The organism is Ruegeria sp. BF6 (assembly GCF_056538665.1).
Genome location: NZ_JBQFTN010000005.1, coordinates 1 through 13148 on the forward strand (window position 1 = coordinate 1; position 13148 = coordinate 13148).

Sequence of the window (13148 nt, forward strand, 5' to 3'; positions counted from 1 at the left end):
GCAAATCCGCCGCATAATCAGACCAATCAGATGGGCCACATCCTCTCTTAGATCAGAGCGCCATCTGTCCCAAAATCCCTGACGACGGACACCCGAGAAAGCGATATGCTTGAGCGCGATATTGATAAGTTTTGTGGCCAAGTCGAAACCGCAATTGAAGGGTTTTAGTCAACCGTGCTGGACAATTGCAGTCCAGTTAGGCTGGGGGGTGGTTTGTGAGTGGGCCATCCCCCAACTTATGGAGAAGTGCTTATCGTTTGGTCTTAGGCTAATTTCACCGAAAGGTAGTCACTGGTTGGTGAAACCAGACGGCTACTTTGTCCGCAACTAAGTTTTTGCCCCGACTATGTCGAACATTCGCTGTTGGTAGAAACTGCCGTTTTAGTTCGAGACACTTTATAGGTCCTGAACCACGACTTAGGCGGAGATCACTATTTTGGCCCTTCAAAACCTCGATTGCATCGCAATCCAGCCGTCGGCAGGTATAATGCGAATATGACAAGAGATATTGAAGCTAAGGCTCAGACAATCGCTGAGGCCCTGACCTCTGCACAGCAGATATCCATACTGTCTTCAGAGGCAGTACAGCTGACGCTGGATGACGCTTATTCGGTTGCAAGTCGCGTCCGAGAACTTCAGGGCAAAAAGAAAATTGGCCGGAAGGTCGGCTTCACGAACCGCATGATTTGGCCTGTTTACGGAGTGGATCAGCCCATTTGGGGAGAGGTTCACGCAGATGGGCTGTTTTCGACTGATCAGCCGGTAAACTTGGCAAGGTATTCAGAACCGAGAATCGAACCAGAAATCGTACTAGGCCTTGGCAATGCCCCGACGGCTGAAATGAACAATGAGCAGCTGGCAGGTTGCGTGGAGTGGGTTGCTCCGGGATTTGAAATTGTTCAATCGATTTATCCCAACTGGAAATTCTCGGTCGAAGACTCAATCGCTGCACAAGGATTGCACGGCTGCCTTGTTCTTGGCGACAAAATCGCGGCTACGCATGATGTCTTGAACGGCTTGGCCGAAGTGCCACTAGCATTGTTCAAGGGCACCGAGGCCATCGAGTCCGGCAAAGGTGAAAACGCGCTTGGAGGCCCAATTGAAGTCCTGGCTCATCTTGTGTCTCTACTCTCACAAGCCGACCAGCTTCAGGGAGGCGAGCTGGTTACAACCGGTACTTTGACAGACGCATGGCCAGTGTCTCCGGGTGAAGAATGGTCAGCTGGTTTTGGTGGCGTGATGGACACCGAGCTCTCGGTACGATTTACATGAGGCTTTGGTAGAGTGGTGACGCCGACTGCACCAAAGAAATGTTGCTCTCAATAGCTGACCATGATGGTCTTCCACTGGTTTCATCAATTCTGGGATGCAAATTAAACGATGCTATCCAAATCAGATTACATGATGTTTCTTAGGCACCCTGCCTGGCTATGGATCAAGAAACACGCCAGGCACCTGTTGCCGCCGATTGACCCTTCATTGCAAGCGCGCTTTGACGAGGGGCACGCGTTTGAGCCTTATGCAGAGGAGCTTTTTGGTGATCTCGTTCGCCTCGGTTTTTCAGATTTTGCAGAATACCAGACACTGCCCGCGCGCACGTTAGAAGCTTGGAGGAACGGTGCAGACGCCGTGGCGCAGGGACGCTATGAAGATGGAACCATAACTTGCATCTCCGACATCGTGAGCCGCAGCGGCGATGGGTACGTTCTGACAGAGATCAAGAGCGGGACTTCTGCAAAGCCCGAACACACTTTTGATCTCGCTTTCCAGCGTGTCGTGCTTGAGGCAGCCGGGTTCCCCATTGCGCGATGCGAAGTCGCACATGTGAACCGTGATTACATCAGAAACGGCGAAATCAATCCGCAAGAGCTTGTCAGCATCACTGACATCACGGATGCGGTGACTGAGCAGCTCGAAAAAACACGCACGCGTATCGATCAGGCATTGAGCGTCGTTGCCAGCGGTACGATGCCTGATCCGTCCCCCGAACGTGCGCGCCTTAAATCCTACGGTGAATGGCTGGAGATCCGCGAGAAGCTAGACCCTCCAATCGCGCCGGACAGCATCCACCGCCTTCCGTTCATGAACGCGGAAAAAGCCTCAGAACTCATCGCAGACGGGATCACAAAGATTGATGAGATCAGCGATCCATCTGTATTGGGCAAGTCGACGCAACGCTACTTGAGAGCCACGGCGAATGGTGGGCGCACAATCGATCATCAGGAGTTGAGCAGGTTTCTGAGCGAGATTGTCTATCCGGTTTATTATTTTGACTACGAGACGTCTCAGAGTTTGCTGCCACCCTGGGACGGAACGCGTCCTTATCAGCAAGTGGCTTTCCAGTATTCCTTGCATGTCCAGCATGAGCCTGGCGGAGAAATTGAGCACAGGGAGTATCTCCACCGAGACGCCAGTAACCCGATGCCAGCCTTGCTGAAAAGGCTTCGTGAGGACATAGGAGACGTTGGCTCTTTAGTGGTTTGGTATGCGCCGTTCGAGAAATCGCGCAATACGGAAATGGCGGAGACTTATCCAGAGCACGCAGAGTTTCTGGAAGGTCTAAATGCACGGGTTGTAGATCTTATGGAGCCGTTTGCGGATGAAGTGATCAACGATCCAGCGTTCAAGGGAAGCGCCTCTATCAAGGCCGTCCTTCCAGCGTTTTTGCCAGAACTTTCATACGATGATCTGGACATCAGAGAGGGGGCGAGCGTGTCTCGCCTTTGGAAGGACGTAACACTGACCGAACCGGATGATTCAGCGCGCAAGAAGGTCTATTCTGATCTTGTGGCGTATTGCACGCGCGACACCTGGGCGATGGTCGCAATTCATCGGGAATTGCTGGCGATGTGAGGTGTGCTGCGAACCTCAAAACAACTGGCGGTGCTGCTCCCCTAGGAAACTAGGCGATTTGCCGGAGTTATGGCGCCCCCAACACTTAATCTTGCCAATACAACCGATACAAGACGTGGTGACCGCGTAGACCTTTCAGGAGTCTGGGTTCTATTTCAGAAAATGAGAAATCGGTTCGTCCTCCGACCATGGCGCGAGTCGCATCTGAAACGAGTATCTCGCCTGCCGCACCAACCGTGGTTATGCGTGAAGCTTTGTTGACCACAGTGCCAAAAAAATCTCCACGAGATTGCACGACATCGCCAGTGTGAATTCCAATCCGGACACCGAAAGACGGCTCCTCGGCAGCCGATGCAATGGCCTTCTGAATCTTGACAGCGGCCGTTAGCGCTTCCTTCGCGGACGGAAAGACGGACAACGTTCCGTCTCCAAGGGATTTCACGAACTGGCCATGATACTTCTCAATGATCGCCGCCAAGACTTGGAAGTGGTTTTCAATCAGAACCGACCAACGCTGATCGCCCAACGTCTCCGCTAACGTTGTGCTGCCCTCCACATCAGTAAAAAGTACCGAAGCCAAACCTTCGGTTTGGACCAGCTCGGGTCCATCTTCACGCGCAGCGTCAACCAGTTTTTGGATGGCCAGCTGTTCCTTACCCACGAGTTCAATATTTGGAGTGGGCACTGAAGCGTGGCGATTGATGATCTTCCAGGCCGCTCCCTCCAGGACAAAAATCAGGACGGTGCGGTAAAAGACGGCTTCATCAAAGCCGACAAACTGAATCTTATGGACGAAGGATGACCATCCCGTTTCTCCGTTTTCGAAGGCCTCAGCTTCAACTTCTTCGAAAACGACGGGTGCCGGGATCTCCGCAAAAAATCCGCTAACCCCATCGCGAACTGCTTGCCCGCTCCAAAACTCACCTTCGCCTGTCCCAACGAACCTTAGTTCATCTGCTTTCGACAGAAAATCCTGCAACTCGTCTGTATTCTTCTTGGTTCTGAGTATTTCATACCAACGCCTGGAAACTGCCAGCAGTTCAGGAGAGGAACTTATCATCACACATTACTCGAGACGCTAAATGGAATGAGACTTACAATGTCTTGCAACCGGGATCTCCATTTTCGAAATATGCAGGCCAATGCTGCCGCTGGGGTTTGGTCAGATCAAGACTTTTGTATTTCTCCAGAATGGAGCGCATAAGACGCAGATCAAAAGACGCGCGTCGGTTCAGAGCGAACTATCGACGGAGTTTCTAAGTTCGAGTCCTGATCACAGGGTATCGAATCGCTTCGCTGTCTGAGAGCTACCCGACGCTGTACTGACCCGCAAAATAACATGCATCAGTGTATCGGGCACACGCTAAGCTAGAAGGTTCCCAGAACTACGCGGTGAATTTCTAAGTACAGCACGCTCCGTCTTGACATGGTTATACGAACTGGTTCAGCTTCCGGTCATGACGTACACACGCATCCACTGCCATCGAATATCGGCCTGAGGTCGATAACCCACGCGAATTCCGTGGGAGGCAGCATTGGTATGCGGGCGAGGCTTATATCCTTGTAATTGCTCCAGATTAGAGTGCACGAGTCGGTTCGATTCCGACGCCTCCTACCATCCTCAGGAGGTGTCCGACATGGCGGACGACGTCACGAACGCAATTGATTTCAACGACATCAAGCAATCGGTCGAGGAGAGCCTCGGCCGCACCCCCGAAGGCTGGTCCGGTTTGGTCACGACGCTCTTCACAAAGGTCAGAGTATACTGCGATCTAAAGGATGCCACCTACCCTTTCATCCTCCAGATCAAAGAGAAACTAGGAGAGCTCCGCATTTACCACCGGTGTGATGATCGACACATCCAGTCGATGATCACCGCCACAATTGCACGAGCGAATCGTACCTGTGAGCGATGCTCAAACGCCGCCGAGACCCAACTCTTAGACGGCTGGTACACAACCCTTTGTTGTTGGTGTGCGCACGATGTCGCGAGCAAACGCCATCCTGATCGGAAAAGGTTCTTTTGCGTTCGAAAAAAGCCTGCTCGAGATCGAATGACATGCAGTGTTTGCGGCTATTTCGGCCAGATCGACCGAACGGATGAGCGCGGACGTTGTCCTGCTTGCGTGGGAAAGGGGTGGTGATGACGGCAGAACAACAAGTGATCTTCAATAAGATTTTGGAAGACTACGATGATGAGGACTACGCCCGGAAGCTCATGAACACGGGCTCGCTGTCTACTGGCCATGTCCCGCCGATTGCGCTTTGCCAGATCCCGGGAGGTGTATTCCAACTCAACGGGGCCAAGTTCTGGAGAGTGTAAATGATGGATGATGTCGAAAAGAGCTGGAAGGAATTCCGGGAAAAGGTCCGAGGTGTGATCGAGGACCATGGAGCGCCAGATGATCTACGATCTTTTGACGTCTGGTACAGCGAGGAGATGCGGTTGGTAATGGCGCACAACTACCCAGCTCCGCACGTCTCTGACGTAACATGGTCGACCGAGGGTCTGCATGTCGAGTGTGATGACCGCGAAGTGGTCGACCGTATGATGACTGCTATGGCGGAGGTTTTACACGATCTCAATGAGGCGCGGGCCCGGAGGTCAGTGATGAGCAGTGTTGTCGACTGGAATGATATTCATGGAAGCGTCTTTAAGCAGCTTGGTGAGCATCGTGCCGGGTGGGCGGAGCAGCTTACGCTTGCACTTGAGAAAGTGAAGAGGTTGATCGACGAGCAGCCCGAGCTGTTTGGCGATGAACGCCCGTCCATCGTTCAGATCAAACAGAAATGGGGAGGCTTGCGCGTCTATGAGGGCCCGGGCTGCAACCAGGCTACGAGTGAAGAAATTCAATGGCGTGTCGATCAGATTGAGCAAACTTGTGAAGGTTGTTCTAATTCTGCCCAACGCCAGAACATCCTTGGGTATGTGGCGACACTTTGCAGCTGGTGCTACAACGATGCTCTGCGGCGGCGATTTGAGGGCGCCGAAGAATCCTGGCCCGACAGCCTGAAGCTGGACATTGTGGAAAACTATCCAGACCTCGTTTCTCGGGATTGCACATATCTTGTTCCTGCTGTCGGAAAGGGCTGGCTCGTCTTGATTTCGCAAGCACTCCACAAGCTTTCCTTCAGTCAGGATTTCAGGGCACTGGACCCTGGAACTATTCAGATTTCGGACATTAAGAAAGGCCAGGATGGCAAGATTTGCATCGGTTTCAGTCGATACCACGATCTCATTCAGGAGTACGCTGTCTGGATGGAATTTCGATGCGGTGTGACGTGTGAAAAGTGTGGCCACGTTGGTGACATCGTTCGGACAGCCGAAGGGTCTCAAGTACTCTGTTCTCACTGTTACTGTACTCGGGAGAAGTCTGATGGGTGATGACGACGACGTTGAGCTGGATGAACAAACCTTGCGTTTGCTTAGACTTCGGGAGGCTGAAATTGCGGCCGGTCGAGCAAAACTAACCAAGCCGATTACCTCGGATGAGATCCGGTCGCGAAAGGTGCCTGATCCGAAGGGTAAGCCAGATGAGTGACAAGACTACAGAAGAGGAAATCCCAATTTTCGTAATCTACGAGACTTTGGTGAACGGCCAACTTCGAGCGATTGAAGGAAAAGAAGTCACTGTAAAACCAAACAAGATCTTAGTCTTGACGATCAGTGTCGAGGATGTTGAGTGATGACAGATGATTTTTCAGAAGAAGAGATCTTCGGGCGCCCGTTACAGGATGTTCCTCTGGATGCCTTGATCGCAGAGTTGCAAGCTCGTCGCAGAGAGGGTCCGGAGGTCTGGCTTGCATTGCGCAAAATGATTCTCGAGCAAATCGCCTATTTTGCACAGCGTCCGGCCGATGCGCCCAAATGGCGGGATGAATGGGTCAAAGAGAACACCTGGGATCTAGTGACTGAAGACCATGATGTCGAGATCACTGATGGTAGCGGCAACGTGTTCGACGACCTCGGGATCGAAGACCCAAGGAAGAAGACTTGGTGATGGGGGCCGAGCATTTCAGCTTGATCTTATCCGCCGTGATCATTGTCGCTTTGACGATCTACGTCAGACACATCGTCCACACTGCTGGAAAAGATCGCGAAGTCGATCCAGAGCGAGTGAAGAAGATCATGCGAGATCTGGACTACAGCCACCTGGACCGGGTGATGAACCTGCGAAGGAAGGGCTAGCGGGATGTTGAAGGTGGTTGTTTACGTCGGTGATCAAGAAGTCGCTCGAGCTGTATCTGAGAACGATTCAGAGCTCTCGGACGTGTCTGATTACAATATTCGAATGAGCGAACGGGCCGCTGAACAGCTGGGCATTCAGGAAAAAGGCCTTGGCGGCCGGATTAAAGGCCACCCTCGAGATCAGACGGTCTGGAGGCTCGTCCGCAAGATCGCAGACCTTTGGCTTGCGGGGACCGGCGCGGGCGAAGAAAGCGTTGAGGCAGAACTGCTGCCGATGATCCGCAAGTCAATCCGCGAACTAGATGAGAGGGTCGAAAAGGAAACGAACCAAAGCGAAGATTGGAATGCTGTGATCAAGCAGATTTCTGATGACGAGCCGAATTCCCTAGGCTTCTACGCTGACAAATTTGAGTCGTGGACAGCGGACGAGATTGAAGCTCTTCGATGTGATGTGGTTGAGACAGCCACAGAGGAAGAACTAATGGCCGAGGTCGAACGCCGGCGAAGAGCTGGTCTACTGCCCAAGGAGGCCTCGAATGATGGCTTCTCAGATATGGTTGATGATCTCTGGGGCAAACTCGATACAGACCCAGACCGCTAGTACAGCGTACCTGCCGCCCTTAACCAATATTTGACATAAGAAGTCTATGGCGACTGTCGTCGTAGTAGTGCGTGCTTCTTCTAAGCGCCTCTCCTGCTAGGAACCAAAGCGCCACGGATAAGCATTTCCCCAGCACTGCTCTGCGGAACTATGTACCACCAGTCTCTACTATGAGCATGGTTGACCGCAACCAGCCCAAAGCGGACATTCACAACAAGACGTTGCGATTCCGGCTTTTGGGAGTGAAGCTTCCTCTTTAGACAACAACATTGATGGTCGCTTCAAGGCCAGTTGCACCCTGCGCAAATTCCATAGACACTGCATTGGCCTCTGCCTCGGACATACGGTTAAACAACCCATCGCGGGAATTGTTCGGATGGCCTTTGATGTAAAACTGCGTTGTCAACAGTTCGCGATTTCCATCAAACACCTTTACATGAATATGTGGTGTGCGCCCTGGGTAGATCGTGGGCTTAATTGTGCGAAACACGTAGTTCCCGCCGTTGTCAGTTACGTTATGGCCAAAGCCTTGGAAGGCCTGATCAAAGCCAAAACTGCGACGGTCGCGCGGGTGCATATAGTTACCGTCCATGTCGCATTGCCAGATTTCGATGCGATGCCTGGCAAGGGGTTGTCCGTCGGTGTCAATCAGCGTCCCACGCAGTGTAAAGACTTCACCACCGGCTTCTTCAACACGCCCTCTGATCTTAACGAGGTCATTATCTATGTCAGGTGTTCGCATGGCCGGCGTCGGATAATATGGCCCTTCTGCGGCACCTGGTGTAAGCACAGCCGCAGTGGCTTTTGCACCCAAGGAACTGATGCCCATTAGCCCTGCAATACCGCTGAGAAGGTTACGGCGGGATTTATCATTCGGCTTCATAGCGTGTCCTTTCCCCTGCGGGATGCCCTACTCATCCAAAATTACATACCATGCTGCGCACGTCACGTCGAAGTCTGACTAGCGGGCCTTCGCGTGCTTGCGTTCAACGCCCGCTTGCAGGCAAAAAAGGTAGTTGCGATAGTTGCCTTGCAAGGAATACGGCGACACTTGAAATGCTAAGCCTCTGATGTTGATCTGCCGAATTAGCGACGGGTTGCTCTCTTTTTTGATGAGTTCAATTGGACAGAGCCATGGTTATGCGCTCAACTAAAGCCCGTTGCACGACGGCAAACCTTGGTGTTTGCGCGATTTCCTCCAATGTCACCACCCAAAGAGGAACCACTAGATCTGGACTTGTGCCTTTTGAGTTATGAAGACGGGGGTCAGCATCACCAATGAACTCAGGCAAAAACGTCTTGCCCACTCCGGACGCAGCCATCTGCTGAAGCACCAAAAAACTGTCTGCTCCGTTGGTCGTTTGTTCAGCATCCACGTTTTCTTCTAGCCACCTGGCAGGGAGAGAGCGGCTCAACGCGCCATCAAGCCTCAACCATTTTTGATTTGGGGAACCATCATCGTAAACCCCGAACGACAATACGCCTGATCTTTCTCCAACCAAGCCGTCTTCAAGTTTTATCGATGGGCGCACAGCAATATCCGCAGTCAGCCGGGATAGATCATGGTGACTGTTGCTACTCAACAGAGTCAGCTCCAAACTTGGGTACTCTTTGGAGATTTCATTCACAATCTGAGGCAAAACCATCTGACAAAGACTATCAGTGGACGTGATACGCACATGACCTGCTGGAGAGCGGTTTGCCCCCACAATTGCCCTCTCTACTGACAGCACCGCATCTTCCACGTTTTCCATAGCCGAGAGAATTGTTCTGGCTTCGGGGAGAACGGAATATCCTGACGGGCTTTTATGAAAAATCACGCAGCCATTGCGCTCTTCGAATGCGGCCACCCTGCGCAGGACTGTAGCGTGCGTTACGCCCATGGCCGTCGCCGCCGCGTTCAACGAACCGTATTTGCTTACGGCTAGTGCGTACCGAATATCATCCCAGTTTTGATTGTTCATAAATTAACAAGAAAAGGCAAATAACAAACAATTACAATAATATTCGTTCAAGTTAAAATTAAGCATATTCAACAGTGAGAGACATCATGATGAAGAAATTCTCGGTCGTCGCGGCTGGCCTATTGTCTGCAGCAGTTATTGGCGCAGCCATTGCCCATGAAAGCGAAAATCCGGCTGTGAAAGCTCGGACCTCAATCATGCAGCTCTATGCCTTCAATCTTGGTACGCTTGGCGGTATGGCTAAGGGAGAGATCGACTATGATGCCGAGGCTGCAACAAAGGCCGCGAATAACCTTGTTGTTCTTACGCAGATCGACCAATCCGCGATGTGGCCTCCGGGATCGGATAATGTGTCCGATCCCTCGACACGTGCTTTGCCCGCAATCTGGGAAAACTTCCTTGACGTTGGTGCAAAGGGGCAGGCCTTGGCTGACGCTGCTGTTGCGATGCAGGCCGCAGCTGGACAAGATGTTGATGCCCTGAAAGCAGCGATGGGCGATCTGGGTGGAAGCTGTTCGGCATGTCACAAAGCGTACAGAGCGCCGAAAGACTAATTGGTAGATAGCTGTGAAGCGGTTTTTCCTTTTCACCGCTTTCGCTGCTCTTTTGGTTGGGTTGGCTGGATTGTTGCTGACCCGACCACAAAGAGTGGATCAGGTTCGTCTCGAAGGCATTACTCCCGATCTCGCCAGAGGTGAAGTCGTTTTCTACGCAGCGGGATGTGCCTCTTGCCACGCAGCGCCGGAAGCGGTTGGCGAAGAAAAGCTCATGCTCTCTGGAGGTCGCCGGTTTGAGACGGTGTTCGGCACGTTCATTGCCCCCAACATTTCCAGTGACCCAGACGCTGGTATTGGGTCCTGGTCTGCCCTGGATCTTGCCAATGCTCTGATACATGGAACCGGACCCGAAGGGCAGCACTATTTTCCAGCCTTTCCATATTCATCTTACGCCAACATGTCGGCCGAGGACGTTGTTTCGCTCCATGCATTCCTCGGCACTCTTCCAGCGTCACCAGACCAAAGCGCAGCCCATGAAGTTGGCTTTCCCTTCAACGTTCGACGCGGTTTGGGTGGCTGGAAGCTTTTGTTCATGTCGCCCGGCTGGGTGATCAAAGGTGATCTGACCGACCAACAAAGACATGGACGGTATTTGGTGGAGGCGCTTGGCCACTGCGCTGAATGCCATACGCCGCGCAACGGCTTAGGGGGTCTGAAACGCGATATCTGGCTTACAGGTGCTCCAAATCCAAACGGTAAAGGTCGCATTCCCGGCCTGACCTCAGACCAGCTTGATTGGTCCGAGGCTGACATTGCCGAGTACCTAAAATCCGGTTTCACACCGGATTATGACAGTGCAGGTGGTGAGATGGTAGATGTGATCGAGAACACATCCCGCCTCACGGATGAGGACCGTTTGGCGATTGCTGCCTATCTCAAAACTGTACCTGCGTTATCGACAGGGCTGCCATCGGAGTAACAGTCGTTTGGCGCCATGCAGCGAAAACCATATGCTGTCGCCGGTCGCAAATAGGAAGCCGTAAGGCCTATTTCCTTTTTACCAAACAACTGTTTTACGTTTTGAACACCGGAACTTTGCAATCGCCCGAGTGTCTGTTCATAACTGATTGAAGGTCGTGGCCAAATGACACAAAAAATCGCTCTTTGGTCTATTCCAATATCCATTGCGGTACTGACCCTGAAACTGCTGGCTTGGTGGCTGACAGGCTCGGTGGCATTGTTGTCAGACGCGATGGAATCAACCGTGAATGTCGTTGCGGCGCTGCTGGCCTATTTCGCAATTCGGGTTGCAAACAAGCCCCCTGATGAAAACCACCCCTTTGGTCACAAAAAAGCTGAGTATCTTTCTGCTGTCATCGAGGGCGTACTTATTGTGCTGGCGGCGTTCTTGATCATCAGAGAAGCTGTGCTGGCGCTCCCAAACCCGCATCTTGAGGATACACCACTTCTTGGAATCGCCATCAATGTCATTGCAACGGGCGTAAATGGCGCATGGGCCTACCTATTGCTCAAAATCGGCAGGCGCGAGGGTTCGCCTGCATTGGAGGCAAGCTCCAGGCACGTTTTCACAGATGTCATGACTTCAGTTGGTGTCGTCGCGGGACTGATACTTGCCCTTGTCACTGGCTGGCTAATCCTCGACCCGATCCTGGCAATTCTTGTTGCACTGAACATCTTGTGGGAGGGATGGAAAGTTATTCGAGCCTCCGTCGATGGCCTGATGGATGTGACCCTGTCGGACCATGACTTGCAAATTGTCTCTAACGCTATCGAGTCAAATCTCGGCGCAGCATTAGAATACCACGACCTCAAAGGGCGTAGATCCGCAAATGTCATTTTCGTGGAGTTTCATCTTGTTGTGGACGGCGCAATGCCAGTCAGCGCCGCGCACGATATATGCAATGACATCGAGGAAGAATTGGAGCGTTTGTATCCGGGTTCCGTCTTTGTCATTCACCTCGAACCTGATGACGAGTTGAAGGGTGTCGGGGTTAACTCCCACTAAACTTGTCAATTAGCAGTGTAAAAACACTATCGGTTTGACTGATCTGGCTAAGACGTTCGGCTTGAAATTTATCAGACCAAAGCCCGATGTGGGAAAGCCGGACCAATAGTAACCTGTCTCCAACGTCGCGAAGCGTGACGATCAGAATTGGAGGCGAAAATGAAAATTCAAAGAAAGCTGGGTCAACTTTTTAGTACCGCGGCGTTGGCTTCGTTGATTGCGGCCACGCCTTATGTGCCAGCGTTTGATGCTGATGGTCGCCTACATTTTGAACCGTCATATGCCTTTGCCAAAAGCGGCAAGGGGAAAGACGGGGATGGTCGTGACGACGATCGGGATGATGATCGAGACGACGATCGGGATGATAACTCGGGGTCTGGCAATAGCGGCCGTGGTGGCGACCGCGATGATGATAGAGACGATGATGGCGACGACGACAGAGATGATGACCGTGACGACAATTCGGGGTCAGGAAAAAGTGGTCGCGACGACGATGATGATGATGATGATGATGACTCCAAACGCTCCAATAGAGGCAGCGGAAAGAAGGATCGGTCTCAAGCAGGGGGCAAACCGTCGGGTTCGGCCGGGATAACGAAGGTCGAAACAAACGCTAACGGCATTGAAGTGCGTTACGCGGACGGAACCAAGGAGGAGATCGAAAACGGGCGGTATGAGAGAAAGAATGCTCAGAACCGAACTGTTGAGGAACGCCCCGCGACCGGTGCTGACGTCTCTAGGCTTCGGTCTTTGGCGAATGGTATCTCAATCGACAACGTGCGTACTTCTGGGCAAGGCGGCACTGCTGGAAGTCGACCCACGAAAATCGAACGCCAGGGCAATAATATCGAAGTGAACTATGCCAATGGGTGGAAAGAGGAGATCGAGTTTGGGCGCTACGAGTTGAAAGACCCGTACAACCGGACAGTCGTTGAGAGAAACGCAACGACCTCTGATCGCCGGAGGTTACAATCGGTTGCCAACTGAACAACAACTCCAGTCAATAATCCGTTGGCGG

General features: G+C 52.2%; 16 protein-coding genes and 1 tRNA gene. 14 read left to right on the forward strand and 3 right to left on the reverse strand.

Annotated elements, in window-relative coordinates; all coding sequences use genetic code 11:
• Nucleotides 1-495: 495 nt before the first annotated feature.
• Both ACR0IM_RS13910 and ACR0IM_RS13915 read left to right on the forward strand, forming a co-directional pair.
• Nucleotides 496-1272, forward strand: a complete 777-nt coding sequence (locus ACR0IM_RS13910) for a fumarylacetoacetate hydrolase family protein (protein ID WP_170567582.1) — start codon at nt 496-498, stop codon at nt 1270-1272.
• A gap of 108 nt (nt 1273-1380) precedes the next feature.
• A complete protein-coding gene (locus tag ACR0IM_RS13915; RefSeq protein WP_480682282.1) occupies nt 1381-2853 on the forward strand; it encodes a DUF2779 domain-containing protein in 1473 nt (490 codons plus the stop codon).
• Between the two features lie 85 nt (nt 2854-2938).
• Here the strand turns inward: ACR0IM_RS13915 and ACR0IM_RS13920 are convergent, their stop codons facing one another.
• Nucleotides 2939-3913, reverse strand: a complete 975-nt coding sequence (locus ACR0IM_RS13920) for an adenylate/guanylate cyclase domain-containing protein (protein WP_480682370.1) — start codon at nt 3911-3913, stop codon at nt 2939-2941.
• A gap of 464 nt (nt 3914-4377) precedes the next feature.
• Here ACR0IM_RS13920 and ACR0IM_RS13925 point away from each other — a divergent pair.
• The 8 genes from ACR0IM_RS13925 to ACR0IM_RS13960 all read left to right on the forward strand — a co-directional run bounded on the left by ACR0IM_RS13925 (nt 4378) and on the right by ACR0IM_RS13960 (nt 7643).
• A tRNA-OTHER gene (locus ACR0IM_RS13925) sits at nt 4378-4471 on the forward strand.
• A 19-nt stretch (nt 4472-4490) separates the two neighbouring features.
• Nucleotides 4491-4997 carry a hypothetical protein gene (locus ACR0IM_RS13930; protein WP_480682283.1) on the forward strand — a complete coding sequence of 169 codons (507 nt, stop codon included), beginning with the start codon at nt 4491-4493 and terminating at the stop codon, nt 4995-4997.
• A gap of 179 nt (nt 4998-5176) precedes the next feature.
• Nucleotides 5177-6238, forward strand: a complete 1062-nt coding sequence (locus tag ACR0IM_RS13935) for a hypothetical protein (protein ID WP_480682284.1) — start codon at nt 5177-5179, stop codon at nt 6236-6238.
• On the forward strand, nt 6231-6395 hold the full coding sequence (locus ACR0IM_RS13940) for a hypothetical protein (RefSeq protein ID WP_170334772.1): 165 nt from the start codon (nt 6231-6233) through the stop codon (nt 6393-6395). The genes ACR0IM_RS13935 and ACR0IM_RS13940 overlap by 8 nt, the downstream gene beginning before the upstream one ends.
• Nucleotides 6388-6540, forward strand: a complete 153-nt coding sequence (locus ACR0IM_RS13945; protein WP_480682285.1) for a hypothetical protein — start codon at nt 6388-6390, stop codon at nt 6538-6540. The genes ACR0IM_RS13940 and ACR0IM_RS13945 overlap by 8 nt, the downstream gene beginning before the upstream one ends.
• Nucleotides 6540-6854, forward strand: coding sequence for a hypothetical protein (locus ACR0IM_RS13950; RefSeq protein ID WP_480682286.1), 315 nt, complete (start codon nt 6540-6542; stop codon nt 6852-6854). Before ACR0IM_RS13945 ends, ACR0IM_RS13950 begins: the two co-directional genes overlap by 1 nt.
• Complete coding sequence (locus tag ACR0IM_RS13955; protein WP_170567573.1) at nt 6854-7042, forward strand: hypothetical protein; 189 nt, start codon at nt 6854-6856, stop codon at nt 7040-7042. Before ACR0IM_RS13950 ends, ACR0IM_RS13955 begins: the two co-directional genes overlap by 1 nt.
• Nucleotides 7043-7046: 4 nt before the next feature.
• Nucleotides 7047-7643, forward strand: a complete 597-nt coding sequence (locus ACR0IM_RS13960; protein WP_480682287.1) for a hypothetical protein — start codon at nt 7047-7049, stop codon at nt 7641-7643.
• 256 nt (nt 7644-7899) lie between these two features.
• Here the strand turns inward: ACR0IM_RS13960 and ACR0IM_RS13965 are convergent, their stop codons facing one another.
• The gene (locus ACR0IM_RS13965; RefSeq protein ID WP_480682288.1) at nt 7900-8526 is read right to left on the reverse strand and encodes a dioxygenase family protein; all 627 of its coding nucleotides are present in this window, start codon (nt 8524-8526) and stop codon (nt 7900-7902) included.
• 235 nt (nt 8527-8761) lie between these two features.
• Entirely contained in the window at nt 8762-9607 is an 846-nt protein-coding gene (locus ACR0IM_RS13970) for a LysR family transcriptional regulator (protein ID WP_480682290.1), read from the reverse strand.
• Between the two features lie 86 nt (nt 9608-9693).
• On the opposite strand from ACR0IM_RS13970, the gene ACR0IM_RS13975 reads away from it, so the two are divergent.
• From ACR0IM_RS13975 to ACR0IM_RS13990, 4 genes are all read left to right on the forward strand, one after another.
• Nucleotides 9694-10161: a c-type cytochrome gene (locus tag ACR0IM_RS13975; protein WP_480594776.1), complete on the forward strand. Its 468-nt coding sequence runs from the start codon at nt 9694-9696 to the stop codon at nt 10159-10161.
• Between the two features lie 13 nt (nt 10162-10174).
• The gene (locus tag ACR0IM_RS13980; protein ID WP_480682291.1) at nt 10175-11083 is read left to right on the forward strand and encodes a cytochrome c; all 909 of its coding nucleotides are present in this window, start codon (nt 10175-10177) and stop codon (nt 11081-11083) included.
• A gap of 165 nt (nt 11084-11248) precedes the next feature.
• Complete coding sequence (locus ACR0IM_RS13985) at nt 11249-12130, forward strand: cation diffusion facilitator family transporter (protein ID WP_480682292.1); 882 nt, start codon at nt 11249-11251, stop codon at nt 12128-12130.
• A 159-nt stretch (nt 12131-12289) separates the two neighbouring features.
• The gene (locus ACR0IM_RS13990) at nt 12290-13117 is read left to right on the forward strand and encodes a hypothetical protein (protein WP_480682293.1); all 828 of its coding nucleotides are present in this window, start codon (nt 12290-12292) and stop codon (nt 13115-13117) included.
• The last annotated feature ends 31 nt before the right edge of the window (nt 13118-13148 follow it).

Excerpts from the sequence above, each read along its gene's own strand:
- ACR0IM_RS13910 (WP_170567582.1), top strand. The coding sequence starts at position 496 with ATGACAAGAGATATTGAAGCTAAGGCTCAGACAATCGCTGAGGCCCTG.
- ACR0IM_RS13915 (WP_480682282.1), top strand. The coding sequence starts at position 1,381 with ATGCTATCCAAATCAGATTACATGATGTTTCTTAGGCACCCTGCCTGG.
- ACR0IM_RS13920 (WP_480682370.1), bottom strand. The coding sequence starts at position 3,913 with ATGATAAGTTCCTCTCCTGAACTGCTGGCAGTTTCCAGGCGTTGGTAT.
- ACR0IM_RS13930 (WP_480682283.1), top strand. The coding sequence starts at position 4,491 with ATGGCGGACGACGTCACGAACGCAATTGATTTCAACGACATCAAGCAA.
- ACR0IM_RS13935 (WP_480682284.1), top strand. The coding sequence starts at position 5,177 with ATGATGGATGATGTCGAAAAGAGCTGGAAGGAATTCCGGGAAAAGGTC.
- ACR0IM_RS13940 (WP_170334772.1), top strand. The coding sequence starts at position 6,231 with ATGGGTGATGACGACGACGTTGAGCTGGATGAACAAACCTTGCGTTTG.
- ACR0IM_RS13945 (WP_480682285.1), top strand. The coding sequence starts at position 6,388 with ATGAGTGACAAGACTACAGAAGAGGAAATCCCAATTTTCGTAATCTAC.
- ACR0IM_RS13950 (WP_480682286.1), top strand. The coding sequence starts at position 6,540 with ATGACAGATGATTTTTCAGAAGAAGAGATCTTCGGGCGCCCGTTACAG.
- ACR0IM_RS13955 (WP_170567573.1), top strand. The coding sequence starts at position 6,854 with ATGGGGGCCGAGCATTTCAGCTTGATCTTATCCGCCGTGATCATTGTC.
- ACR0IM_RS13960 (WP_480682287.1), top strand. The coding sequence starts at position 7,047 with ATGTTGAAGGTGGTTGTTTACGTCGGTGATCAAGAAGTCGCTCGAGCT.
- ACR0IM_RS13965 (WP_480682288.1), bottom strand. The coding sequence starts at position 8,526 with ATGAAGCCGAATGATAAATCCCGCCGTAACCTTCTCAGCGGTATTGCA.
- ACR0IM_RS13970 (WP_480682290.1), bottom strand. The coding sequence starts at position 9,607 with ATGAACAATCAAAACTGGGATGATATTCGGTACGCACTAGCCGTAAGC.
- ACR0IM_RS13975 (WP_480594776.1), top strand. The coding sequence starts at position 9,694 with ATGATGAAGAAATTCTCGGTCGTCGCGGCTGGCCTATTGTCTGCAGCA.
- ACR0IM_RS13985 (WP_480682292.1), top strand. The coding sequence starts at position 11,249 with ATGACACAAAAAATCGCTCTTTGGTCTATTCCAATATCCATTGCGGTA.
- ACR0IM_RS13990 (WP_480682293.1), top strand. The coding sequence starts at position 12,290 with ATGAAAATTCAAAGAAAGCTGGGTCAACTTTTTAGTACCGCGGCGTTG.